This window comes from Pseudomonas salmasensis, assembly GCF_014268375.2.
Taxonomy (GTDB): Bacteria; Pseudomonadota; Gammaproteobacteria; order Pseudomonadales; family Pseudomonadaceae; genus Aquipseudomonas; species Aquipseudomonas salmasensis.
The window spans coordinates 4,126,385-4,151,781 of the sequence record NZ_CP077083.1 but is presented as its reverse complement, the minus strand read 5'-3'; the positions used below and the strand labels follow the sequence as shown (position 1 = coordinate 4,151,781).

20 protein-coding genes and 1 riboswitch are annotated in these 25,397 nt (G+C 61.6%); of the genes, 7 read left to right on the top strand and 13 right to left on the bottom strand.

The genetic code is table 11. The features are described 5' to 3' along the window. Positions 1–47 precede the first annotated feature (47 nt). Positions 48–1,079, top strand: coding sequence for a small ribosomal subunit biogenesis GTPase RsgA (rsgA, locus tag HU731_RS18570; RefSeq protein ID WP_186606521.1), 1,032 nt, complete (start codon positions 48–50; stop codon positions 1,077–1,079). A 165-nt stretch (positions 1,080–1,244) separates the two neighbouring features. Here the strand turns inward: rsgA and motB are convergent, their stop codons facing one another. Together motB and motA are read right to left on the bottom strand one after the other, a co-directional pair. Beyond that, a complete protein-coding gene (gene motB / locus HU731_RS18565) occupies positions 1,245–2,264 on the bottom strand; it encodes a flagellar motor protein MotB (protein WP_186606520.1) in 1,020 nt (339 codons plus the stop codon). Between the two features lie 3 nt (positions 2,265–2,267). Next, positions 2,268–3,119 (bottom strand): flagellar motor stator protein MotA, encoded by an 852-nt coding sequence (gene motA / locus HU731_RS18560; RefSeq protein WP_003188041.1) that lies wholly within the window; start codon positions 3,117–3,119, stop codon positions 2,268–2,270. Between the two features lie 166 nt (positions 3,120–3,285). Between motA and HU731_RS18555 the strand changes: the two genes are divergently transcribed. From HU731_RS18555 to asd, 3 genes are read left to right on the top strand one after another with little or no spacing between them, the layout of a single operon-like run. After that, positions 3,286–4,821 (top strand): HDOD domain-containing protein, encoded by a 1,536-nt coding sequence (locus HU731_RS18555; RefSeq protein ID WP_186606519.1) that lies wholly within the window; start codon positions 3,286–3,288, stop codon positions 4,819–4,821. Between the two features lie 57 nt (positions 4,822–4,878). Next, positions 4,879–5,694 (top strand): rhodanese-like domain-containing protein, encoded by an 816-nt coding sequence (locus tag HU731_RS18550; RefSeq protein ID WP_186606518.1) that lies wholly within the window; start codon positions 4,879–4,881, stop codon positions 5,692–5,694. A 15-nt stretch (positions 5,695–5,709) separates the two neighbouring features. Continuing rightward, complete coding sequence (gene asd, locus HU731_RS18545; protein WP_003188035.1) at positions 5,710–6,570, top strand: archaetidylserine decarboxylase; 861 nt, start codon at positions 5,710–5,712, stop codon at positions 6,568–6,570. A gap of 130 nt (positions 6,571–6,700) precedes the next feature. Here the strand turns inward: asd and serB are convergent, their stop codons facing one another. Continuing rightward, a complete protein-coding gene (gene serB, locus HU731_RS18540) occupies positions 6,701–7,915 on the bottom strand; it encodes a phosphoserine phosphatase SerB (protein WP_186606517.1) in 1,215 nt (404 codons plus the stop codon). Between the two features lie 133 nt (positions 7,916–8,048). On the opposite strand from serB, the gene HU731_RS18535 reads away from it, so the two are divergent. Continuing rightward, positions 8,049–9,581 (top strand): HAMP domain-containing protein, encoded by a 1,533-nt coding sequence (locus HU731_RS18535; RefSeq protein WP_056782744.1) that lies wholly within the window; start codon positions 8,049–8,051, stop codon positions 9,579–9,581. A gap of 173 nt (positions 9,582–9,754) precedes the next feature. Here the strand turns inward: HU731_RS18535 and HU731_RS18530 are convergent, their stop codons facing one another. The 8 genes from HU731_RS18530 to HU731_RS18495 form a co-directional block, all read right to left on the bottom strand. Beyond that, positions 9,755–10,468 carry a PqiC family protein gene (locus HU731_RS18530; RefSeq protein WP_032873461.1) on the bottom strand — a complete coding sequence of 238 codons (714 nt, stop codon included), beginning with the start codon at positions 10,466–10,468 and terminating at the stop codon, positions 9,755–9,757. 173 nt (positions 10,469–10,641) lie between these two features. After that, entirely contained in the window at positions 10,642–12,906 is a 2,265-nt protein-coding gene (gene parC / locus HU731_RS18525) for a DNA topoisomerase IV subunit A (protein WP_186606516.1), read from the bottom strand. 70 nt (positions 12,907–12,976) lie between these two features. Then, the gene (locus tag HU731_RS18520; RefSeq protein ID WP_186606515.1) at positions 12,977–13,972 is read right to left on the bottom strand and encodes an esterase-like activity of phytase family protein; all 996 of its coding nucleotides are present in this window, start codon (positions 13,970–13,972) and stop codon (positions 12,977–12,979) included. Further along, a complete protein-coding gene (gene parE, locus HU731_RS18515) occupies positions 13,972–15,876 on the bottom strand; it encodes a DNA topoisomerase IV subunit B (RefSeq protein WP_003188026.1) in 1,905 nt (634 codons plus the stop codon). Before parE ends, HU731_RS18520 begins: the two co-directional genes overlap by 1 nt. A gap of 47 nt (positions 15,877–15,923) precedes the next feature. After that, a complete protein-coding gene (locus HU731_RS18510) occupies positions 15,924–16,532 on the bottom strand; it encodes a YqiA/YcfP family alpha/beta fold hydrolase (RefSeq protein WP_186606514.1) in 609 nt (202 codons plus the stop codon). A gap of 602 nt (positions 16,533–17,134) precedes the next feature. Then, complete coding sequence (gene cpdA / locus HU731_RS18505; RefSeq protein ID WP_186606513.1) at positions 17,135–17,947, bottom strand: 3',5'-cyclic-AMP phosphodiesterase; 813 nt, start codon at positions 17,945–17,947, stop codon at positions 17,135–17,137. 97 nt (positions 17,948–18,044) lie between these two features. Then, positions 18,045–18,494, bottom strand: coding sequence for a DUF1249 domain-containing protein (locus tag HU731_RS18500; RefSeq protein ID WP_003188022.1), 450 nt, complete (start codon positions 18,492–18,494; stop codon positions 18,045–18,047). After that, positions 18,485–19,102, bottom strand: coding sequence for an NUDIX domain-containing protein (locus HU731_RS18495; RefSeq protein WP_186606512.1), 618 nt, complete (start codon positions 19,100–19,102; stop codon positions 18,485–18,487). Before HU731_RS18495 ends, HU731_RS18500 begins: the two co-directional genes overlap by 10 nt. A 193-nt stretch (positions 19,103–19,295) precedes the next feature. Between HU731_RS18495 and HU731_RS18490 the strand changes: the two genes are divergently transcribed. Then, the gene (locus tag HU731_RS18490) at positions 19,296–20,042 is read left to right on the top strand and encodes an RsiV family protein (protein ID WP_003188019.1); all 747 of its coding nucleotides are present in this window, start codon (positions 19,296–19,298) and stop codon (positions 20,040–20,042) included. A 154-nt stretch (positions 20,043–20,196) separates the two neighbouring features. On the opposite strand, the gene thiC is transcribed toward HU731_RS18490, so the two are convergent. After that, a complete protein-coding gene (gene thiC, locus HU731_RS18485) occupies positions 20,197–22,101 on the bottom strand; it encodes a phosphomethylpyrimidine synthase ThiC (protein WP_225931496.1) in 1,905 nt (634 codons plus the stop codon). Between the two features lie 149 nt (positions 22,102–22,250). Continuing rightward, positions 22,251–22,356: riboswitch (TPP riboswitch) on the bottom strand. A gap of 196 nt (positions 22,357–22,552) precedes the next feature. On the opposite strand from thiC, the gene HU731_RS18480 reads away from it, so the two are divergent. Beyond that, complete coding sequence (locus HU731_RS18480; protein WP_186606511.1) at positions 22,553–23,992, top strand: TolC family outer membrane protein; 1,440 nt, start codon at positions 22,553–22,555, stop codon at positions 23,990–23,992. 118 nt (positions 23,993–24,110) lie between these two features. Here HU731_RS18480 and waaA read toward each other — a convergent pair whose 3' ends face one another. Then, positions 24,111–25,388, bottom strand: a complete 1,278-nt coding sequence (gene waaA / locus HU731_RS18475; protein WP_186606510.1) for a lipid IV(A) 3-deoxy-D-manno-octulosonic acid transferase — start codon at positions 25,386–25,388, stop codon at positions 24,111–24,113. Positions 25,389–25,397 lie beyond the last annotated feature (9 nt).

Below are 25,397 nucleotides of genomic sequence, written 5' to 3'. Positions count from 1 at the left end.
CTCGCGACCGTTTTACCCAACTTTTGCATTATCGACACGGAACACCAATGGCCAAACGCCAGCTCAACCGTCGCCAAAACTGGCGCATCGAAAAGATTCAAGGTGAACGCGCCGCCCGCGCCGCCAAACGTGAATCCTCCGCCGTGGAAGCGCTCGAGGGCGGCGACCTGGGCCCCGAACAAACGGGCCTGGTGATCGCGCACTTTGGTGTGCAGGTCGAAGTCGAGGCGCTCGAAGGCGAACTCGCAGGCCAGGTGTTCCGTTGCCACTTGCGCGCCAACCTGCCTGCGCTGGTCACCGGCGATAAAGTCGTGTGGCGTGCCGGCAACCAGGGCATCGGCGTTATCGTCGCCCAGTTGCCGCGCAGCACCGAACTGCGCCGCCCCGACAGCCGTGGGCAGCTCAAGCCGGTGGCGGCCAACGTTGACATGATCGTGATCGTGTTCGCGCCGCTGCCCGAGCCCCATGCCAACCTGATCGACCGCTACCTGGTCGCGGCTGAGCATGCCGGCATCCGCCCGTTGCTGCTGCTGAACAAATTCGACCTGATCGACGAGCAGAACGCCCTGGCGCTCAATGCATTGCTGGCGGTCTACCGCACCCTGGGCTACCCGGTGCTGGAAGTGTCGGCTCACCACGGCAACGGCATGGAACAGCTGCAGCAGCAGTTGGACGGGCGGATCAGCGTGTTCGTCGGCCAGTCTGGCGTGGGCAAGTCGTCGCTGGTCAACAGCCTGTTGCCGGAAGTCGAAACCCGTGTGGGCCCGCTGTCGGAGCTGTCCGGCCAGGGCACCCACACCACCACCACCGCGCGGTTGTTCCACTTCCCGGGCGGCGGCGAGTTGATCGACTCACCGGGTATTCGTGAATTCGGCTTGGGCCACGTCAGCCGCAGCGATGTGGAAGCGGGCTTCATTGAGTTCAACGACCTGATCGGCACCTGCCGCTTCCGTGACTGCAAACACGACCGCGAGCCGGGTTGTGCGTTGCTCAAGGCACTGGAAGATGGGCGCGTGCAGCAGCAGCGGATGAACAGCTATCGGTCGATTATTGCGAGCTTGCCCGAGAGCAGCTACTAAGCTGCCCCCTCCTCTGTAGGAGCGAGCTTGCTCGCGAAGGCCTCAAGCGCAACGCGGGCATCCTTGATACACGCGTTATCGTTGACGTTTTTCGCGAGCAAGCTCGCTCCTACAGTGACAGATACAACAAGGCCGCGATCATCGCGGCCTTGTTGTATCTGGAGCTTACGACTTCGGTGCAGGCGCCGTAGGGTCCTTGACGCCACCATCATCAAACAGGTTCAGCTTCTGGCGCAGCTCATGGGCCGGCAGCGGCTCCTGCTCCGGCGGTAGCGCGTTGGGGTCGGCCGGCACTTCGCCTGGCGCGCCCTCGCCCTGGGTCGGTGCCGGTGGCGGGGGCTGATCGCCTTCAATCGCACGCTGGGCTTTTTTGGTCAGCACCACGATGTCGATACGGCGGTTGACCGGGTTGAACGGGTCTTTGGAATCAAACAGCTGCGAGGAGGCAAAGCCCACCACGCGCGCCACTTGCGGGTCCGGGTAGCTGCCGGCTACCAGCGCACGCCGGGCGGCGTTGGCGCGGTTGGCCGAGAGTTCCCAGTTGCCGAAATCACCCTGGCCCGCGTAAGGCTTGGCGTCGGTATGCCCGCTGATGCTGATCTTGTTCGGCACCGCCTTGATGGTGTCTGCCATGGCCAGCAGGATGTCTTCAAAGTACGGCTTCAAGCGCGCACTGCCAGAGTCGAACATCGGCCGGTTGGCCGCATCGGTAATCTGGATGCGCAGCCCCTCGGGGGTGATCTCGAAGGAAATCTGGTCCTTGAACTTCAGCAACTGTGGGTTTTCTTCAACCTTGTTCTGCAATTCCTGCAGCAACAGTTCCAGGCGCTCCTGTTCGACCTGCTCGGCCATGGACTCGACGGTGTCGCGCTCAATCGGGATTTTTTCCTGGGGCGACTCCGTTTGCACTTCGGGGTTGATGGTGCGCTCAGGCGCCAGTTCCGGCGAGCCGCCCAGGTCAATGACAAACGGCGTGCCGCTTTCCGAAAAGCCAATCGGGTCTTTGAAGTAGCCGGCGATGGCGATCTTCTGTTCTGGCGTAGCGGTAGACATCAGCCACAGCACCAGGAAGAACGCCATCATCGCCGTGGCAAAGTCGGCGAAGGCGATTTTCCAGGCACCGCCATGGTGCCCCGCAGCAAAGCGCTTGACGCGCTTGATGATGATCGGCTGGTTGTTTTCCATGGCTTAGCGACCGCGAACCGCTTGTTCCAGCTCGGAGAAACTCGGGCGATGTTTCGGGTACAGCACCTTGCGCCCGAACTCCACGGCCAGCGACGGCGGCATGCCCGACGCCGATGCCACCAGGCACGCCTTGATCGCTTCGTAGAGGTTGATCTCTTCCTTGGCATCATGGGCCAGGGAAGTGGCAAGCGGGCCGAAGAAACCATAAGCGGCAAGAATACCGAAGAAGGTGCCCACCAGCGCTGCACCTACGTGCATGCCGATGGCCGCCTGATCGCCCTCGCCCAGGGACGCCATGGTCACCACGATACCCAGTACCGCCGCGACAATACCGAAACCGGGCATGCCGTCGGCGATGCCGGTCACGGCGTGGGACGGATGCTCCAGCTCTTCCTTGAGGCTGAACAACTCCATGTCGAACAGGCCTTCCAGTTCGTGGGGTGCCATGTTGCCGGAGGACATGATGCGCAGGTAATCGCAGATATACGCGGTCATGCGCTCGTCTTTGAGCACTGCCGGGTACTTGGCAAAAATCGGGCTGGCTGCGGCGTCTTCGATATCGCCCTCGATCGCCATCATGCCTTCACGGCGGCTCTTGTTGAGGATCTCGTAGATCAGCCCCAGCACTTCCAGATAAAACGTGTGGGAGAAGCGCGAGCTGAACATGCCCAGGGACTTCTTGACCACGTGCATGGTCATATAGCCTGGGTTGGCCTGCAAAAATGCGCCGAACGCGGCACCGCCGATAATCAGCACTTCGAAAGGCTGGATCAGTGCGGCGATTTTACCGTGGGAGAGGACGTACCCTCCGAGCACACTTGCGATGACGACAATGATGCCGATAATTTTAGCCATAGGAGAGGGGTACTTGCGCCGTCGGGTTCATGGACATATGGGGTGTTGCACAAAACTCTTGTTCTACTTATCGGCAAAACTGCGCCAGACTATAGCCCGTTAAGGCGAAAAGCCAATTCGGCCCGTTCCGGGCGTGTTGAACGCAAGTGATGATCGCGCCCCAATCATGGCAATTGAAACGACAGTCCCAACGAACCGCCCCACTACCCTCGCCGCTTGGATCAAGTGCCTGGACGACGTGCTGCTACCCGTGCCCCAGGCCAGTCATGAGCGCGTGTGCAAAGCCATTCGCGATAGCCGCAGTTCATTGCGAGATATTGCTGAGCTGATGCACGACAGCCCGGCCCTGGTGTTGAGTGTGATGCGCGAAGCCAACAGCCAAGCCCACGGCAGCCTGGCCGAACCTGCGGAAAACCTTGAAGTCGCGCTTAACCGCCTGGGCCTCAAACGTGCCGAGGAGTTGTTGGCGCGCCTGCCTTCGGTACCCGCCCGGGAAATCCCCGTGGCCTTGCGTCAGCTGTTGCTGATCAGCCAGCACGCATCCCAGCAAGCCAACGGTTTGTTCGGCAGTCGCCTGGCGCGACTGTGGCAGGACATCCACTGGGGCAGCCTGCTGTTTTTGTCGCCACTGTGGCCGATGGCCGTCGCCTACCCCAAGCTCCTGGAAGAATGGGAGTTGCGGGTGATTCATAAAGGCCAATCGGCGCGCCAGGTCGAGCAACAGCTGTTCGGCGTGCGCTTGCTCGACCTGTGCCTGGGCTTGACCGAAGCCTGGCACCTGCCGATCTGGGTTTCACAGGGCTACAAGTTGCTGCTGGCCGAGCAACGCCTGCTGGTCAAGGCGCTGCACATTGCCCGTCAAGACAACGCCCTGCGCCACCAGCAATTGCTCGATGCCGAGCCCAACCTGCGGCGCTGGCTGAACCAGCCGGCCAACACCGTGCTGCTGGCCAACGGGCTGGCGATGTCGGCCCAGGAGTCCTGGACCTGCCCGCACACCGAGCGCTGGCAATACCTGACGGCGCTGTACCTGCAAACGCCGTTGAGCGATGTGCAACAGCAAGCCCACCAGCAAGCGGTGACCAGCGCTCGCACCACCTTGATGCCCGACCTCTGGCACCCCGCGCTGTCGCTGATCTGGCCGTGGCATGTGCAGAAAGTCCATCGCGGTTTGCTGCCTGCACCGCCTCCGACTGCCGAAGCCTTGGCCGTGTGGCGCACGCGTTGCACCGAGTTGCTGGTGGAACCGAGCCGCTTTGCCAACGCCATGCACCTGACCACTTGCGCCAAGGAAGCCCTGGTGGCCAGTGGCATGCAGCGGGTACTGATATTCATGGCCGATCGCGCCTTGAGCACCTTGCGCGTGCACCAGGCCGACGGCCTGCCCAAGGACGCGGCTCACCTGAGCCTGGATGTGGTCAACAGCACGTTGCTGCAACGCCTGCTGGAAAAGTCCGCCCAGGTACGCCTGAACCCCGACAACCATGCGCAGTTTTCCGCCTTGCTGCCACCGATCCTGCGTCGCCTGTTTGTCGGCGAGCACCTGCTGTTGCGCTCACTGAGCTGCAACGGCCGGGTGGTCATGCTGATCGTGGCGGACCAGGGCGGCGGGCCGTTCTCGGAAACCACCGTGCAAGCGTTCGGCAAAACCGCCCAATGCATCGAGAAAGCCCTGCACAGCTTTACCAACCGCAGCGCCTGATGCTTGCGCTACAATCACCGGCCTTTATCGCCAACATTTGTGCCCAGGAGACCTCACATGCCTGACTTCTCTGGCTTGCCGCTGGTGATCGAATCTGCCGACCTGTTGAGTCGCCTCGATTCCAAGCACTTGATACTGGTGGACCTCACCAGTGTCGCCCGCTACGCCGAAGGGCATATCCCCGGCGCGCATTTCGTTGACCCCAAGCGCACCCAACTGGGCCAGCCGCCCGCACCCGGCCTGCTGCCGAGCAAGGCCGACCTGGAAAAACTGTTCGGCGAACTGGGCCACACCCCGGACGCCACCTATGTGGTCTATGACGACGAAGGCGGTGGTTGGGCCGGGCGTTTTATCTGGATGCTCGACGTGATCGGCCACCAGAAATATCACTACCTCGACGGCGGCCTGCTGGCATGGCTGGAGGAAAAGCACCCGCTTTCCACCGATGCCCCCCCAGTAGCCGGCGGCCCGGTCAGCCTCACGCTGCACGACGGCCCTACCGCCACCCGTGAATACCTGCAAAGCCGCCTTGGCGCGGCCGACCTGGGGATCTGGGACGCCCGTGGCCCGCTGGAGTATTCCGGCGAGAAAGTGCTCGCAGCCAAGGGCGGCCACATTCCAGGCGCGGTGAACTTCGAATGGACCGCCGGCATGGACAAGGCACGCAACCTGCGTATCCGCCGTGACATGCCGCAGATCCTCGAAGACCTCGGGCTGACCAAAGACAAAGAAATCATCACCCACTGCCAGACTCATCACCGCTCTGGCTTCACCTACCTGGTGGCCAAGGCGCTCGGTTATCCGCGAGTCAAAGGTTATGCCGGTTCCTGGGGCGAATGGGGCAACCACCCCGACACCCCCGTCGAGATTTAAGGTTTAAGGACAGTTATGAAAAAGCAGTTGTTTATCCTCAGCCAGTATTTGCTGCCGCACCACTTGCTGTCGCGTCTGGCCGGCTGTATCGCCGAGTGCCGCGTGCGCTGGTTCAAGAACGCCTTTACCGCCTGGTTCGCCAAGCGCTACCAGGTGGACATGTCCCAGGCCCTGGTGGAAGACCTGAGCGCCTACGAGCACTTCAACGCCTTCTTCACCCGCGCGTTGAAAGACGGCGCCCGCCCGTTGGATCCAACCCCAGGCGCAGTACTGAGCCCTGCCGACGGCGCGGTCAGCCAGCTGGGCCCGATCGAACATGGCCGTATCTTCCAGGCCAAGGGCCACAGTTTCAGCGTGCTGGAACTGCTCGGTGGCGATGCCGCGATGGCTGCGCCGTTCATGGGCGGCGAGTTCGCGACTATTTACCTGTCGCCCAAGGACTACCACCGGGTGCACATGCCATTGGCCGGCACCCTGCGCGAGATGGTGTATGTGCCAGGGCGGATTTTCTCGGTCAACCAGACCACCGCCGAAAACGTGCCGGAGTTGTTCGCCCGTAACGAGCGCGCTGTCTGCTTGTTCGACACCGAACGCGGCCCGATGGCCGTGGTGTTGGTGGGTGCGATGATCGTTGCGTCGATTGAAACCGTGTGGGCCGGCTTGGTGACGCCGCCCAAGCGCGAGCTGAAAACCTTCCGCTACGACGAAGCGGCCCGCGCGCCGATTCATCTGGAGAAAGGTGCGGAACTGGGTCGTTTCAAACTGGGCTCCACCGCCATCGTGCTGTTCGGGCCGGATCAGGTGAAGTGGGCTGAAGAATTGGCAGCGGGTACGCCGGTGCAGATGGGCCAGGGTATCGCCTTGCCTAAAGCCTGATCGACACAACCCCTGTAGGAGCGAGCTTGCTCGCGAAGCACTCAAGAGCACCGCGGGCATCCAGAATGCCCGGGTAATCGTTGACGATTTTCGCGAGCAAGCTCGCTCCTACAGGGGGTTGAGTAGCGCCCTAGAGCTGACCGTCGCGGTCACGCAAGCCCAGCAGGTACAGCACCCCATCCAACCCCAAGGTCGAAATCGCCTGCTTGGCCGATTGCTTGACCAACGGCTTGGCACGGAACGCCACGCCCAACCCGGCAATCGCCAGCATCGGCAAGTCATTGGCGCCGTCGCCGACCGCAATGGTCTGCTCCAGACGCAAGCCTTCCTTGTGCGCCAATTCCTTGAGCAGGTCGGCCTTGCGCTGGGCGTCGACAATCGGCTCCACCGCCACGCCGGTCACTTTGCCATCTACCACTTCCAGCTCGTTGGCGAATACATAGTCAATGCCCAGCTTGGCCTGCAACTGCTTGGCGAAGTAAGTGAAGCCGCCGGACAGGATGGCGGTCTTGTAGCCCAGGCGCTTGAGTTCGGCGAACAGGGTTTCGGCGCCTTCGGTCAGGCGCAGCGACGCGCCGATCGAATCCAGCACGCCCACGTCCAGGCCCTTGAGCAGCGCCAGACGCTCCTTGAAGCTGGCACGAAAATCCAGCTCGCCGGCCATCGCCCGTTCGGTAATCTCCGAGACTTGCTCGCCTACACCGGCTGCCTTGGCCAGCTCGTCGATGACTTCGGCTTCAATCAAGGTGGAGTCCATGTCGAACACCGCCAGGCGGCGGTTGCGACGGAACAGCGAATCCTCCTGGAAGGCGATATCGACATTCAGTTCCTGGGCCACGCTCAGGAAGTCGGCGCGCAGCGCTTGCGCGTCAGCCGGCTCGCCACGCACAGAGAACTCGATGCAGCCCTTGCCCTTGTCAGCCGGGGTGTCCAATGGCATGCGACCCGACAGACGGTCGATATGGTCGATATTCAATCCGTACTGCGCGGTAATGGAGCTGACGCGCTGCAACTGTTCAGCCGTTACCTTGCGGGTCAACAGGGTAACAATGTGGCGCTTTTTGCCCTGGCCTTCGACCCAGTGTTGGTAATCGGCTTCGGACACCGGGGTGAAACGTACCTGTTGATCGAGCTTATACGCCGTAAACAGGATGTCCTTGAGCACCGAGGAGGCCTGTTCAGTGGTGGGGATTTCCACCAGGATGCCGAACGACAAGGTGTCGTGGATCACCGCCTGGCCGATGTCGAGAATGTTCACACCACCCTGGGCCAGGACGCCGGTAATGGCTGCGGTGAGACCCGGTCGGTCTTCACCCGTGATGTTGATCAGGACAATTTCGCGCAAAGCGCACCCCCAGGCTGGAAAAAAACCGCATTCTACCCACTTTCAGTGACCATCGGGCACAGCCAGCGCTTTGCCGGCCATGGGCCTGTCGCTATACTGCGCGTCAACTTCACGGACCAAGAGCCGAGCGCAAGTGAACCGGCCCACGCCAGTAAAAACCGATAACTTCTTCCTGCTGATCTTCCGGGCACTGCGCCATCGCCGTGTACCGATTGCATTGCGCATCGCCAGCCATAACGTGATCCTGGTCGCTCTGGCCCTGGTGATCTACGCCTGCGTGATGGGTTTGCAGTTCAAGCAGGCCATGCACGAGCAAGCTGATGCCCTGGGCGCGAGCCTGACAACCCAGACTGCCACTTCGGCGACTGAGTTGCTGGTGTCCAACGACATCCTCAGCCTCAACGTGCTGCTCAACAACCTGACCAAGAACCCGCTGGTGGCCCACGCCGCTATCTATAGCGTGGACAACCGGATCATGGCAGAGGCCGGGCAGCGCCCGAAAAACGGCCTGCTCGGTGAGGCCGAAGGCCTGTACCAGAGCAATATTACGTTCCAGGACGTGAAGGCCGGCCAACTGCGTATCAGCCTCGACATGCAGCAGTTCCAGCAGCCGATGACCATCAGCCTGCAAAGCATGGGCATCCTGAGCGCGATCCTGCTGGCCTTGGCCCTGGCCTTGAGCCTGCGCCTGGGCCGGCATATCTCCACGCCGTTGATGCAACTGCGCATCTGGCTGCGGGATATCGACGAACACACCCCGGCTACCGATCGCCAGGACGAAATCGGCGACCTCGCGCGCCAGCTCCACGCCAGCTTTGCCCCGGAGCCGAAAGCGCCTGAAGTCGAGCCCGAGCCTGAGTACGACGACACCGAGGACTACAACGACGAGCCGGAGTTTGAAGTGCGCGACCTGCGCGACCCAGGCTTCGACGACAGCGCTCCGGTGGCCGGCCTCAAGCCTGCACCGCGCCATGTGATCAAGGCCGAGGAAGACGAGCTGGACGATGAAGACCCGTTCGCCGACCTGCGCGACACCTCGGCAGTAGCACCGGTTGCCGCACCGAAACCGGTTGTGGTCAAGAACGCCGAGCCGCAGCACAGCGCCGTACTCGCCGTGCAACTGGGTGCCCAGGAGCAACTGCGCCGCCTGCCCCGTGCCCGCCTGACCGAACTGCTCGAACGCTACCGCGACTGCCTCGACCAGGCCGCTTCGCTCTACCAGAGCGAGCTGCATACCCTGAACGATGGCAGCACGCTGATGCTGTTCCACAGCGAAGACAGCGGCGAAGACTACCTGACCAATGCCATCTGCTGCGGCGAGCTGTTGCGCGCCCTGGGCCACGCCCTGCAGATCGAAGTGGCCGACAGCGGCATTACCCTGCAACTGCAGCTGGGCCTAACCGTGGGTGACGACCTGTTTGGCATGAGCCAGATCGACCTGCTACTCACCGAAATCGCCCAGGATGCCCTGGCCTTGTCCCAGCACAGCCGTAACCTGTTGCTGGTGGAGCGCAAGATCAGCGAAGACACACTGATCCGCCAACGCGCGCGTATCCGCCCGATTGCCAGCCCTGAAGGGGCCAGCTGTGTGGAGCGGTTGATGGAGCCGTATCCGTCGATGCTGGAGCGCCAGTTAGCGCGGATGCATGAGACCCGCAAGCCCTGAGGCTAAGGCTTTTTGTAGGAGCGAGCTTGCTCGCGAAAAACTCACAGACGCCGCGTTTATTCAGAAAGCACGCGTTATCGTTGACGCTTTTCGCGAGCAAGCTCGCTCCTACAGAACAGCCCAATAAAAAGGCCCGCTTATTCAGCGGGCCTTTTGTTTGTGCGCTATTCAGATCAGAACCTGAACACTTCCAAGTCCGTGCGAATCGGCGTAGCCATCGGCATCTTCGGTTTTTCCGGAGCCGCAGGCTTGGCCTGGGCCGGGGCTTGCTTACGCGGCTGCGCTTCGGCAATCGGCGGCTGGTTGGCCAAGGGCTTGAGCGCCACCGACAACTGCTGAGCCAAGTGCTGCAACAGCACACCCTGGGCCTGGACCTGGGACGCGGTGGTGCCGGCATGTTCTTCCTGCAGGTGCACAATGCGGTTGTCCCGCACTTGCCCGCGACGGTCGATCAGGCGCCACTGCGCATCCAGGATCGCCGGTTGCGATTTACCGGAGTCCAGCCGCGTGATGGTCAGCAACACCTGGACATCCGGGGTAAACCCGGAAGGCCCCGGTGCCAGGACCACACGCTGGCTGTCTAGTTGGCCGGCGACCTGACGCAACATCAGTTGGTTGATATCCGACGACAGGCTACCCGCCCAACGACCATCTGTGGAACCTTGCAGGCTGCCATCGTTCTGACGTTGAAGCAGGGTTTCGCGTTGCAGGTAGTCGGCAACGACTACCGGCCCCAGCAATACTGCCATGCCAGCGGTTTGAGCTGGCTGAGCCGGACTTCCGCTGTCCAGCTGGTACAGCGACACCGGTTGATGTGTGCTGCAACCCGCCAACCCCAAAAGGCCAGCGAGCATCAAAAATAGAGGAAGGCGTGGAGCAGTCATCATCCCATCCAAGTGGCTGCCACAAGGCGAACCACAATGTAATACTAAAAATAACCTGAACACGCTCGGCCACGCCGGCGCTGGAAAGGCCATATCATCCGTGAATATGCGCCATGACTCCAGCGCGAAAGCATCGATCTACGCGTTAAATCGTAGATCGAGGCCTCTAGTACCGCTTAAACCGGCGTTTCGACCAGCAAGGCATCCACTCGCTGGAAGCCTCGCGGCAGTTTGTTACCCCGCCGGCCACGCTCACCCTTGTAGTGTTCAAGGTCGTCAGGGCGCAATGACAACGTGCGCTTGCCGGCCTGGAGTACCAGGGTAGAGCCTTCCGGGACCACGGCGATGTCAGTCACGTACTCCTCGCGACTGGCCACCCGGTCACCGGGAATCCCGATAATCTTGTTGCCTTTGCCCTTGCCCAACTGCGGTAAGTCGCTGATCTTGAACACCAGCAAGCGCCCTTCGGTGGTCACCGACGCCAGCCAGTTGCTCTCACGATCCTCCACCGGCCTTGGCAGAATCACCTTGGCGTTGTTCGGCAGGCTCAACAGCGCCTTGCCCGCCTTGTTCTTGGCCTGCAGGTCTTCGCCCTTGACCACGAAGCCGTAACCGGCGTCGGAGGCGATGACATACAGCGAATCGTCATCCGGCAACAGCACGCACTCGAAATTCGCCCCCGGTGGCGGCGTTAGGCGTCCGGTCAACGGCTCGCCCTGCCCCCGTGCAGACGGCAGGGTATGGGCCGGCACCGAATAACTGCGCCCGGTCGAGTCGATAAACACCGCGAACTGATTGGAACGCCCGGGGGCAGCGGTCTTGAAGCCATCACCGGCTTTGTACGAAAGGCCGGTGGCGTCAATATCATGCCCTTTGGCGGAGCGAACCCAACCCTTTTCCGACAGAACGACGGTAATTTTCTCGTTGGGCAACAACTCGGTTTCGGTCAAAGCCTTGGCTTCAGCGCGCTCGACAATAGGCGAGCGACGGTCATCGCCATAGGTTTCGGCGTCTTTGATCAGTTCGCTGCGCACCAGCTTCTTGAGCTTGGCTTCGCTGCCCAGCAGGGCTTGCAGCTTGGCTTGTTCCTTGAGCAGCGCATCCTGCTCGTCGCGCAGCTTCATTTCTTCCAGGCGTGCCAACTGGCGCAAGCGGGTGTCGAGGATGTAGTCCGCCTGGATCTCGCTCAGCTCGAAACGCGCGATCAGCTCGGCCTTCGGGTGCTCGGCGGTACGGATGATATGGATCACTTCATCCAGGTTGAGGTAGGCGATCAGCAAGCCGTCCAACAGGTGCAAGCGGCGCTCGACCTTGTCGAGGCGAAATTGCAGGCGGCGACGCACGGTCTGCACGCGGAATTCCAGCCATTCCACCAGCAGATTGCGCAGGTTCTTGAGCTGCGGCTTGCCGTCCAGGCCGATGATGTTGACGTTGACCCGGTAGCTGGACTCCAGGTCGGTGCTGGCGAACAAGTGCTGCATCAGCACTTCATGGTCCACCCGGCTGTTGGTCGGGATGATCACGATGCGGCACGGGTTCTCGTGGTCGGACTCGTCACGCAGGTCGGCCACTTGCGGCAATTTCGACGGCTTGGCCTGCATCAACGCGGCGATCTGCTCCAGCACCTTGGCACCCGATACCTGATGCGGCAGCGCGGTCACAATAATGTCGCCGTCCTCGATGTGGTACACGGCGCGCATACGCACCGAGCCCTTGCCGGTTTCGTACATCTTCAGCAGGTCGGCGCGCGGCGTGATGATCTCTGCTTCGGTCGGGTAATCCGGGCCCTGGATATGCTCGCAGAGCTGCTCGACCGTAGCCTTGGGCTCATCGAGCAAGCGCACGCAGGCGGTGGCGACTTCGCGCAGGTTGTGCGGCGGCACGTCGGTGGCCATGCCGACTGCAATACCGGTGGTGCCATTGAGCAGGATATTCGGCAAACGCGCCGGCAACACCAGGGGTTCGTCGAGGGTGCCGTCAAAGTTCGGCCCCCAGTCGGCAGTGCCCTGGCCCAGCTCGCTGAGCAGCACTTCGGAATACCGCGACAGCCGCGCCTCGGTGTAACGCATGGCGGCGAAGGATTTGGGGTCATCCGGCGCACCCCAGTTACCCTGGCCGTCCACCAGGGTATAGCGGTAGCTGAACGGCTGGGCCATCAGCACCATGGCTTCATAGCACGCCGAATCGCCGTGGGGGTGGAATTTACCCAGCACGTCACCGACGGTACGCGCCGATTTCTTGTGCTTGGAATCGGCGTCCAGGCCCAACTCACTCATGGCGTAGATGATGCGCCGTTGCACGGGCTTCAGGCCGTCGCCGATATGCGGCAAGGCACGGTCCATGATCACGTACATGGAGTAGTTGAGGTAGGCATTTTCGGTGAATTCAGCCAGCGACCGGCGTTCTACGCCATCTAAACTGTCTGCGAGGATGTCACTCATGCGGGCCTCATCATGGGGTAAGGCGCAGCGGAACTGCCGCTGCGCTGATTCAATTCAAAAAAATCTCGATTCATGGCTGGGCACTCCAGCCGCCGTCCGGGGCGGCAAAACGATAGACCATCGGACGCTTTTCACCATCGGCACGCGGGCCGAAATTGTTGTCGATCCCGACCCAGGCACCCTCGGCATCCACCAACAGGGCTTCAGCCAGGCCATACGACTGCGGGTAACGTCGCTGCGGCGTCAGGGTTTCGTCGGCAAACGACCAGCACAGCTCAACCTTGGCCGTGAGCGGGTCGCGTCGGCAGATCTGGAACGCATTGCGCTCCAGGGTAAACAGCTTGCCGTTGAACAGCGACAAGTCGGCAAAGTCCTTGGACACGGCCTTGGCGTTGGGGAACTGCGCCGGCTGCACTTCCTGGCCGGCCTCGCTCAACAATACACAACGGCCATCACAATCCCATACGCTCTGCCCACGCTTGATCGACACCAGGCCACGACGTTCGCGCTCGGCAGCCAGCCAGATCTGATTGCCTTCAGGGCTTACCGCCAGGCCTTCGAATAGGGCATTAAAGTGCAGCAACATGCCACTGGCCCTGGCTTCACGCACCATGCCCGGCGCGATTTTCAACCACTCGGGTGCGCCCGTCGCGGGCACCTGCAACACCGCGGCATGGGCTTCGCTGACAATGTAGCGGTTGCCTGCGGCATCACAGCTGATGCCTTCAAAGTCCAGGTCACCGCCGCGTATGAACGAAGCGGCCTTGGTGCGCGAACGCAAGCCCCAAGGCAGCCCGGACTCGGGCACCGGGGGCACGTCGATCTTCAGCGCCTGCGCGCTCCAGGTCGGCGCACGCGTATCCAGGCGGTAGATCTGGTCATCATCGCGGTCCGAAACCGTCCACAGCTCGTTGCCACACAACGCCAGGCCCGACAGGTTACCGCCGCGCAGGCCGTCCACCGGGTGTTCCGAGACCAGCTTGAGCTCTGCCATGGGCGCAGCAGCCACCTGGGTGACCGCCAGCCCGCTCAATATCAGGATCGCCAGGGCGAAGCCTGTGCGCATCAGCCCAGCACCTCGGCCAGGTTGCCTTTGGATTCCAGCCAGGTCTTGCGGTCGCCAGCGCGTTTCTTCGCCAGCAGCATGTCCATCATTTCCGAGGTGGCGGCGAAGTCTTCCAGGGTCAACTGCACCAGGCGCCGGGTATTCGGGTCCATGGTGGTTTCGCGCAGTTGCGGCGGGTTCATTTCACCCAGGCCCTTGAATCGCGTGACCTGTGGCTTGCCGCGTTTCTTCTCGGCCACCAGGCGGTCGAGGATGCCATCGCGCTCGGCTTCGTCCAGGGCATAGAAAATTTCCTTGCCCAGGTCGATGCGGTACAGCGGCGGCATGGCGACGTAGACGTGACCGGCATCCACCAACGGACGGAAATGCTGGACGAACAACGCGCACAGCAAGGTAGCAATGTGCAGGCCGTCGGAGTCGGCGTCGGCGAGGATGCAGATCTTGCCGTAGCGCAACTGGCTCATGTCTGCCGCGCCCGGGTCAACGCCAATAGCCACGGCGATGTTGTGCACTTCCTGGCTGGCGAGCACTTCGCTGCCATCAACCTCCCAGGTGTTGAGGATCTTGCCGCGCAACGGCAGGATCGCCTGGAACTCCTTGTCCCGCGCTTGTTTGGCGGAACCGCCGGCGGAGTCACCCTCCACCAGGAACAGCTCGGAACGCATCGGGTCTTGCCCGGCGCAATCGGCCAGTTTGCCCGGCAGTGCCGGGCCCTGGGTGATGCGCTTGCGCTCGACCTTCTTGCTGGCCTTCAAGCGACGGCCGGCGTTGTTGATCGCCAGTTCCGCCAGGGCCAGGCCCAGCTCTGGGTGCTCGTTGAGCCACAGGCTGAACGCGTCCTTGACCACACCCGAGACAAACGCCGCCGCCTCGCGGGACGACAGGCGCTCTTTGGTCTGGCCGGAAAATTGCGGTTCCTGCATCTTCATCGACAGCACGAACGCGATGCGCTCCCACACGTCTTCCGGCGCCAGCTTCACGCCGCGCGGCAACAGGCTGCGGTATTCGCAGAATTCACGCATGGCATCCAGCAAGCCTTGGCGCAAACCGTTGACGTGGGTGCCGCCCTGGGCCGTGGGGATCAGGTTGACGTAGCTTTCCTGCACGCTGTCGCCACCTTCGGGCAACCACAGCAGCGCCCAGTCCACCGCTTCTTTATTACCCGACAGGCTGCCGCAGAACGGCTCGTTGGGCAGGCGTTCGAAGTCGCTGACCGAATCTTCCAGGTAAGAGCGAAGGCCGTCTTCGTAGTGCCACTCGACCTTCTCGCCGGTGCCTTTGTCTTCAAAGCTGACCAGCAGCCCCGGGCACAACACAGCCTTGGCCTTGAGTACGTGCTTGAGGCGGCTGATGGAGAATTTTGGCGAATCGAAATACTTGGGGTCCGGCGCAAAGTACACGCTGGTGCCGGTGTTGCGCTTGCCCACGGTGCCGATCACTTCCAGGTCGGTGGCTTTGTAGCCATCGGCGAAGGTCATCTGGTACTCGTTGCCATCGCGCTTGACCTTGACCCGCACCAGGGTGGACAGGGCGTTGACCACGGAAATACCCACGCCGTGCAAACCGCCGGAGAACTGGTAGTTCTTGTTGGAGAACTTGCCGCCGGCGTGCAGCTTGGTGAGGATCAGCTCGACGCCCGGCACACCCTCTTCGGGGTGAATGTCCACCGGCATGCCACGACCATCGTCGGACACTTCCAGGGAATGGTCGGCGTGAAGGATGACTTGCACCGACTTGGCGTGCCCGGCCAAGGCTTCGTCGACGCTGTTGTCGATGACTTCCTGGGCAAGGTGGTTCGGCCGACTGGTGTCGGTGTACATGCCGGGGCGTTTGCGCACCGGGTCGAGGCCCGAGAGGACTTCGATGGCGTCGGCGTTATAAGAGCTAGCGCTGGGAGTGGCCATGGGGTCTCGTCGTGAGTCGTTCGATTAAAAAAGTGACCTGCGATTTTCTACAGTGACGAAAAATCGAAGGATTGAAACTGATCTGCGCCAATGCCGGCAAAGCACAACAGTGCCGGCAATTGCTGGGCGAACCCCTGGTAACCATGGTCGCCACCGGCCTGGATGCGCAAGGCGCAAGCCCGGTAATACTGTTGGGCCAGGCGATAATCCAGGGTTTCGTCCCCGGTCTGCAACCACACCTGATAACGCGCGGCATCCTGGGGCGCCGGTACTTCCAGCTCGGCCAGCGCCGTGACATGATCCTGTGTCAATTCCCAGGTCTCATCGGTGTAGAGGTTCTTCTGGGTGCCCAGGTAACCGTCAAACATCCGATGGGGGCTGACCGCCGGGTTGACCAACAGCGCCTTGAGGCCATGGCGTTCGGCAAGATGGGTTGCATAGTAGCCGCCGAGTGAGCTGCCGACCAGCAGTGGCCCGCCCAGTTGCGCAATCGCTTGCTCCAATTGAAGAATCGCCTGACGAGGGTGGTGATGCAGCGCCGGTACACGTAGCTGGTCGGACAGGCCGAGGGCACCCATCACAGTGGTCAACTGGCTGGCCTTGTTGGAAGCCGGCGCACTGTTGAAGCCGTGGATATACAGGATCGAAGCGGACATGCCGGGCTCTCCGTGCTGGGGCCAAAGAGGCGCAGTTTACAGGGATCAAGGCCGGCTGTGAGCACCTCAATCTATCAGGCACCGAATCCCCCTGTGGGAGCTGGCTTGCCTGTGCAGTTAGCCGCAGCCTCCGGTAACCACGATGCGAAGCGAGTCGCTCTTGATCTTGATCTGCTTTTGATCTTAGGCGCCCCGTCAAACCACGCTGGCCGGAATTCGACAGGGATTTGGGGGGTAAACCGGCAGGGATGCCGGTTTAGCCGCCCCGCGCCATGGATGGCGCGTGGCGGCGGCCCCCCAAATCACTGGCGGATTACGGGCACACCGAGCCCAAGCGAGGTGCCGAGTGGTGGGGCAAGAGCCCTTTTGGTTACTTTTGGGGCTCTTTTCCAAAAGTGACCCGCCGTCAGGGCGGAACCCTAAGTGGCCGTTACCGCAGCAATGGATATGTACACAACCCAACTGTGTTGACTGCTAGGCCGCCTTCGCGAGCAAGCCCGCTCCCACATTTGGAGTGCGGGGTGTCAGGTAGATAGGCGTCGGCTGTCAGGCTGCCATCGCAGGCAAGCCAGCTCCCACATTTTGATCAGTGTTAACAGGTCCTAATAGCCGTTGCTGCCGTAATCGACGGTGAATGCAAAGCCGACCAAACGCTCCACCCCCGTCTCCAACCGTCCGTCGCCATGCAAACGCAACCAGCGATACCCCGGCGCCTGCTCGCTGACCTGAAAGTCCTCACTCCCCGGCGCAAACTGGATACAGGTAGACGGCGAAGCCAGCAGCCGCACACCGTCGCGCTCGCTGTCGATCTCCTGATGCACATGCCCCCACAGCAATGCCTTGGTCTGCGGGAAGCGCTCAAGCACGGCAAACAGCGCCTCGGGGTTGCGCAGGCCGATCGGCTCCATCCACGCACAGCCGATGGGCACCGGATGATGGTGGAAACACACCAGGTGATGGCGGTCCGGCGCTTCGCTCAAGGCCTGCGCCAGCACTTGCAGTTGCTCGTCTTGCAAGTAGCCCGGCACCGACCCGGGTACCGCCGAATCCAGCAAAGTGATACGCCAGTTGCCGATATCCACCACCGGTTCGAGCAAATCACTGTGCATGGCAGCCTGGGCCATGACCTGCGGTTCGTCGTGGTTGCCGGGAATCCAGCGCGCCGGAGCGCCAAGGGAGCCGGTCAAATCGCGAAACTGCTGATAGGACTCAAGCGTGCCGTCCTGGGACAGGTCGCCGGTCGCCAGTATCAGGTCGATGGCCGGCTGTTGCGCGCGCACCAGCTCGACCACCCGCTGCAGGCTTTCACGGGTGTTCATGCCCAACAATGTGGCGTCAGCGTCGGCAAACAGATGGCTGTCGGACAACTGCACCAGCAACACGGCATCAGGATTCACGGCGGATACGCTTGGCAAGGCGCTCTCCCTGGCAACTACAGGAATGGATAGTTGGCGCGATTATGCTGGGGCAGGACACAAAGAGGAAACCCAGGGAAGCAGACGCAGTTCACATCTACCGCACCACTTCAAACTCATGACCCAAGGCCAGGCAGTGGCTGAGCCATTCGCCGAGGAACACATTGAGCTGTGCTTTCTCATCGGGCTGGTGCATGAACACATTCGGGTAAGGATAGATGCTGCGAAAGCGTCGCGCATGTTCGGCGCTGATCACTTCGGCCATACGCGCGTCGTGGTAGACCTGTACTTCCAGTTGCGGCACCGGCAACCACGGCAGGCTGTGCTCCTGGCGCACCCGCAGGGTGGTGGTGTACGGGCAGGTGAGAATGACTTCCAGGGTCAGCACGCCGAGCATCTGGTCGCCATGGGTGACAGCAATGCGCCGCGCCTGGGGGGCGTGGCGCATGTCCGGGAGCAGGCGCATCAGCCGCGCATAGTTGGCCTCGCAGGCCGCTTGCAGCCCGATCAGGTCTACTCGATAACGTTCCCGTGCCTTTACTGCCATAACCCCCTCACTTCCGCGCGATTAAGCGCAAGCCATTGCAGGGCGATAATGCTGGCTGCGTTGGAAATCTTGCCGTCGCGCACCGCCTGCAAGGCATCTTCGAATGCCCAGGGGGTGACGCGGATATCTTCTGCTTCTTCTTCCAATCCATGGACACCACCCGCGCCCGAGCTGTCGCAACGGCCCAGGTACAGGTGGACAAATTCGGTACTGCCGCCCGGCGACGGGAAATACTTGGTGATCGGCCACAGCGCGGAGAACGTCAGCCCAGCTTCCTCTTCGGCCTCGCGGTGTGCAACCTCCTCGGGTTGCTCATCCTTGTCAATCAGGCCGGCGACCATCTCCACCAGCCATGGGTTATCGGCGCGCCCCATGGCGCCGACGCGGAACTGTTCGATCAGCACCACCTCATCGCGCAGCGGGTCGTAGGGCAGCACGCACACGGCGTCGTGACGCACGAACACTTCGCGGTTGATCACCCGGCTCATGCCGCCGTCGAACTTTTCGTGGCGCAGTTGCACGCGATCGAGCTTGTAGAAGCCTTTATAGGCATTGTCACGCTGAACAATCTCGATTTTGTTCGGCGTCGACTTCGCGATATCCGTCATGGTGTCCCTCGTTAAGCTCGTGCAATGGCCGCCATCCTAACGCGCCGACGCCCGTTGATGCAGCCCCTTTCCGGTTGCCGGCAGAGGCGGCGAGCGTCAAACTCACTGCAATCAGTTTAGTGGCGAACTGGCGGCCACGTTGGCAGTCCAAGCGCTACTCTTTTCGCTTTCCATCGATTTACGAAGGACACACATGTCGCTTTTAAGAATCGCCTCCGTGGCCTGTATTGCCTTGACCCTGGGTGCTTGCCAGAGCCTGTTCCAACCCGCCTATCTCAAGCCGCTGGACGTTACCACCGACAAGTCGGAGCAGATCAAGCCCGGCTGTGACAGCCCGGCCTGCCCGCTGGTGAACATCGACACCGTGCATTTCCCCGCCGAGCCACAACTGGACAGCCTGGTGGAACAGCGCCTGCTGCAAATGACTCGCACCACGCCTGGCGCCAGCGTACCGGCGAGCCTGAACGCCTACCGGAACACCTTCCTGCGTGAGTCGCCGGACCGCCACGGCATGTACTTGCAAGCCAAGGTACGTGACCAGCATGACGGACTGGTGATCGTTGAAGTGTCCAGCTACCTGGACACCGGTGTCGCCCACGGCGAGCCAGGCCGTGGGTTTATCAACTATTCACGGATTCTGCATAAGGAACTGACCCTGGCCGACATGCTGCTGCCCGGCCAGGAGCAGGCCTTCTGGAATACCGCGAAAGTCGCCCACAACAGTTGGCTGATCAGCACCAAGATGGACCGCGACCCAGAATTCGTGAAGAGCTGGCCGTTCCAGAAAACCCCGAACGTGGCCTTGACCAGCGGCGGTGTGGTGCTCAAGTACAACGTCAGCACCATCGCCCCTTACGCACAGGGGCTGATCGAAATCACCCTGCCCTATACGCGCCTCACCGGTGTGATCAAGCCTGAGCTGGTGCCCGCACGGCGCTAACGACCGGGTATCGCAACGGGGAGATCTCTTAGGGGTAGTGGTTGTTTAGACGATCGCCTTCGCGAGCAAGCCCGCTCCCACAGTTGGAATGCATTCCAACTGTGGGAGCGGGCTTGCTCGCGAAGAGGCCAGTACAGGCGCCGACGATCCCGGATCAGACCTTTTTGTAGAGCTGGCTACCTTCCTGCTTGAACCGCTCAGCCTGCTCGGCCAAGCCCTTGGCAACATCCACATCCACCGCATCAATGCGTTGGTTGGCCGCGTACTCACGCACTTCCTGGGTGATTTTCATCGAACAGAACTTTGGCCCGCACATCGAACAGAAATGCGCGACCTTGGCCGAATCCTTCGGCAAGGTTTCATCGTGATATGACCGCGCGGTATCCGGGTCCAGGCCAAGGTTGAACTGGTCTTCCCAACGGAACTCGAAGCGCGCCTTGCTCAAGGCGTTATCGCGAATCTGCGCCCCTGGATGGCCTTTGGCGAGGTCGGCTGCGTGAGCGGCGATCTTGTAGGTGATGATCCCGGTCTTCACGTCATCCTTGTTCGGCAGGCCCAGGTGTTCCTTGGGCGTGACGTAGCAGAGCATCGCGCAACCGAACCAGCCGATCATCGCCGCACCAATGCCTGAGGTGATGTGGTCGTAGCCCGGTGCGATGTCGGTGGTCAGCGGGCCCAGGGTGTAGAACGGCGCCTCGTCGCAGCATTCCAGTTGCTTGTCCATGTTCTCCTTGATCAGCTGCATCGGCACATGGCCGGGGCCTTCGATCATGGTTTGCACGTCGTGCTTCCAGGCAGTTTTGGTCAGTTCGCCCAGGGTTTCCAGTTCGCCGAATTGCGCGGCGTCGTTGGCGTCGGCGATTGAGCCTGGGCGCAGACCATCGCCGAGGGAGAAACTGACGTCGTAGGCCTTCATGATTTCGCAGATTTCATCGAAATGCGTGTAAGTGAAGTTCTCTTTGTGGTGCGCCAGACACCACTTGGCCATGATCGAACCACCACGGGAGACGATGCCGGTTACGCGCTTGGCCGTCAGCGGCACGTAACGCAGCAGTACCCCAGCGTGGATGGTGAAATAGTCGACGCCCTGCTCGGCCTGTTCGATCAAGGTGTCGCGGAACAGCTCCCAGGTCAGGTCTTCGGCTGCGCCACCGACTTTTTCCAGAGCCTGATAAATCGGCACGGTACCGATTGGCACGGGCGAGTTGCGAATAATCCACTCGCGGGTTTCGTGGATGTGTTTGCCGGTGGACAGGTCCATCACCGTGTCCGAGCCCCAGCGAATGCCCCAGGTGAGTTTCGCCACTTCTTCTTCGATGGACGAACCTAGGGCGCTGTTGCCAATGTTGCCGTTGATCTTCACCAGGAAGTTACGGCCGATGATCATCGGTTCCAGCTCGGTGTGGTTGATGTTGGCCGGGATGATCGCGCGGCCCCGGGCGATTTCTTCACGCACGAATTCAGGCGTGATGATTTTCGGCACGCTGGCACCGAAGCTGTGCCCGGCGTGTTGCTGATCCAGCAGGCCACTGGCACGGGCTTCTTCAAGCTTCATGTTTTCGCGGATGGCAACGTATTCCATCTCGGCCGTGATGATGCCTTTGCGCGCGTAATGCATCTGCGTAACGTTGGCACCCGCCTTGGCGCGGCGCGGGTTCTTCACATGGGCAAAACGCAGGGCGGTCAACTCGGCATCGCTCAAGCGTTGCTGGCCGAAGTGCGAGGTGAGGCCGGGCAGACGCTCGGTGTCGTCGCGTACTTCGATCCACGGCGAGCGCACGTCGGCCAGGCCTTTGCGCACGTCGATAATCACATTCGGGTCGGTGTAGGGGCCTGAGGTGTCGTACACGGTAACCGGCGCGTTGATTTCACCGCCGAAGTCGGTGGGCGTTACGTCCAGGCTGATCTCGCGCATCGGCACACGAATGTCCGGGCGGGAGCCCTGCACGTAGATTTTCTGCGAGCGGGTAAACGGCTGCACGGAGCCGGAGTCGACCTTGGCCGATTCACTCAGGTGCACGGTATTTTTTAGTTTTGTACTTTTTATTTCAGTGCTCATCACAGGCTCTCCAACTTATCCAGGCGGTGGATTTTTGTCGGAGCGAACCTGTGACGGACGGACGCACTGGAACCAGTGCTGTGCTTGGCGCACGAGGGCTGTTCGATTGTCGAACAACATCCCGGACGAAGCACAAGAGGACTCGCCGGGTGACGAGAAATCTTGTTCCCTACGCAGGCGCTAACCTGATCAGGTTCAACGGGATCCGGTATTTACCGATCTCAGCCTTCCAACAAGGCACCCCGACAAGAACGCGGCCAGTCTAGACCATGGCATGGGCAAATTGCCAATAGCGGTTTATTCAGCGTGATGAATGGCGTGATCGTGGGATTGTTGTGTGAAGGTCCGGCCACTACACTCGGGCACGGCCTCAAGGCTTGACGCCAGGCATGGCCAGCCTTAGCCTTGGGCGCTGAATTATCATCGTAATATTCATACTAGGGATCGCCTCATGCTGCGCAAACTCTCACTGGCTGTTGCCGTGTCTTGTGCGACCAACGGACTGGTCTGGGCAGCTGAAGCGCCCTTGTCCACCAACACCGACCTGGTCAGCGTCTATCAGGAAGCGGCGAACAACAACGCCGACCTGGCCGCCGCCCGTGCCCAGTACGGCGCGCAAAAAGAAGTGGTACCCCAGGCTCGCGCAGGGTTGCTGCCGAACCTGTCAGCCGGCGCCGACAGCAACAACGTGCGCACCCAGATCGACCAACCGGCTGCCACGGCCAACCGTGACGCCCACTCCTGGCGCGCCACTTTGAGCCAGCCACTGTTCCGCGCCGACCGCTGGTTCCAGCTGCAAGCCGCCCAAGCGGTCAACGAGCAGGCCTCGCTGCAACTGTCGGCCTCCGAGCAGAACCTGATTTTGCAAAGTGCCGAAAGCTACTTCGCCGTGCTGCGCGCCCAGGACAACCTGGCGTCGACCAAGGCCGAAGAAAACGCCTTCAAGCGCCAGCTCGACCAGTCCAACGAACGCTTCGATGTGGGCCTGTCGGACAAGACCGATGTGCTGCAATCCCAGGCCAGCTACGACACCGCCCGGGCCAACCGCATCCTGGCCCAGCGCCAGGTGGACGACGCGTTCGAAGCGCTGATCACCCTGACCAACCGCCAGTACAACTCGATCCAGGGTATCGTCCACACGCTGCCGGTGCTGCCGCCGGCGCCGAACGACGCCAAGGCCTGGGTCGAAACCGCCGGGCGCCAGAACCTCAACCTGCTCGCCAGCAATTACGCGGTGACCGCCGCTGAAGAAACCCTGCGGCAGCGCAAAGCCGGCCACTTGCCGACCCTCGATGCGGTTGCGCAATACGAAAAAGGCGACAACGACGCCCTGGGTTTCAGCAACCCGAATCAGTTGCCCATCCCGTACGGCGGCGATGTGTCGCAACGCACCGTCGGCCTGCGCTTGAACATCCCGATCTACAGCGGCGGCCTTACCAGCTCGCAAGTGCGCGAATCCTATTCGCGCCTCGACCAGACCGAGCAACAGCGCGAAGGCCTGCGCCGTCAGGTGGTGGAAAACACCCGCAACCTGCACCGTGCAGTCAATACTGATGTGGAGCAGGTGCAGGCGCGCCGCCAGTCGATTATCTCCAACCAGAGCGCGGTGGAAGCCACGGAAATCGGCTATCAGGTGGGCACGCGCAATATCGTCGACGTACTGGATTCACAGCGCCAGCTGTACGCGTCGGTGCGCAACTACAACAACAGCCGCTACGACTACATCCTCGACAACCTGCGCTTGAAGCAGGCGGCGGGCACGCTCAACCCAGGGGATTTGCAGGATCTGGCGCGCTACCTCAAGGCCGACTACAACCCGGACAAAGACTTCCTGCCGCCGGACCTGGCCAAAGCCGCTGCCGAACAGCTCAAGGCCCGCCCCGGCTATTAAGCGCACCGCCGAACCCATGTGGGAGCTGGCTTGCCTGCGATGCAGACACCTCGGTATATCTGGTACACCGAGGTGATGCTATCGCAGGCAAGCCAGCTCCCACATTGGGTTGGTGTTGTCAGTGTTTGATCAGCCTGTCCAAGCCATCCAGTAAACGCTTTAACGCGCCCTGGTTGGCCTGCATCACCTTGAGCCCCGCCTGCGCCATCTTGCGTGCGTCCTGGGGCAATTCGAACAACTGTCGCACCGCCTCGGCCAGCCCATCGGCATCGTCCACCTCGCGCAACGCCCCGGCGTCGCGCATCATCGCGGTGATGTCGAGGAAGTTGAAGACATGCGGGCCCATGATCACCGGTTTACCCAACGCCGCAGGTTCCAGCGGGTTGTGCCCGCCGGTCGGCACCAGGCTGCCGCCGACGAATGCGCTGTCAGCCAGGGCGTAGAGAAACAGCAACTCGCCCATGGTGTCGCCAAGCAGCACCGAGGTTTGCCCGGTGACCGGCTCTTCACTGGAGCGACGCACGGTGGCAAAGCCTTGCTGCACGCAGCGCTCAAACGTCGGGCCAAAGCGCTCCTGATGACGGGGCACCAGAATCAGCAGGGCGTTAGGGTAGTTCGCCAGCAACTGGCGATGAGCGGCCAGCACCACATCGTCTTCACCTTCGTGGGTACTGGCGGCGATCCAGACCGGGCGCTCACTGGCGCCCCATTGTTCACGCAGGGCAGCGGCGCGGGCCGTCAACTGGGGGTCGATGCTCAGGTCGAACTTGATCGAGCCGGTCACCTCCACAGTTTCAGGGCGTGCGCCCAGGCTGCGAAAGCGTTCGGCCTCGGTCTCGGTCTGCACGGCGAACAAGCTCATTTCTGCCAGCATCGGCGCCGTCAGCTTGGCAAATCGCGCGTACCCCTTGGCCGAGCGCGCCGACAACCGTGCATTGGCCAGCGCCACCGGGATACCGCGCTGGGCGCAGGCATGGATATGGTTGGGCCACAACTCGGTTTCCATGATCACCGCCAGCGTGGGCTGCACGCGGTCGAGAAAACGCTTGGCGGCGCAGGGCAAGTCGTACGGCAAATAGCAATGCTGGATGCGCGGTTCGTTGGCGAACAACGCCTGGATACGCTCGGAACCGGTGGGCGTCATGCAGGTGACGGTGATCGGCAACTGTGGATAACGCGCCATCAACCCGCGAATCAACGGGGCGGCGGCAATGCTTTCGCCCACCGACACCGCGTGCACCCAGATCCCGCCGGGCCGCATCACCGGCAAGCCATAGGAAAACCGCTCGCCCACCCGCTTGGCATAGGCCGGCGCTTTGCGCGCACGCAACCACAAGCGTAAAGCCACCAACGGCAGCGCCAGGTAAAACAGACAGCTGTAGAGAGTTCTATTCATGGCGGCGGA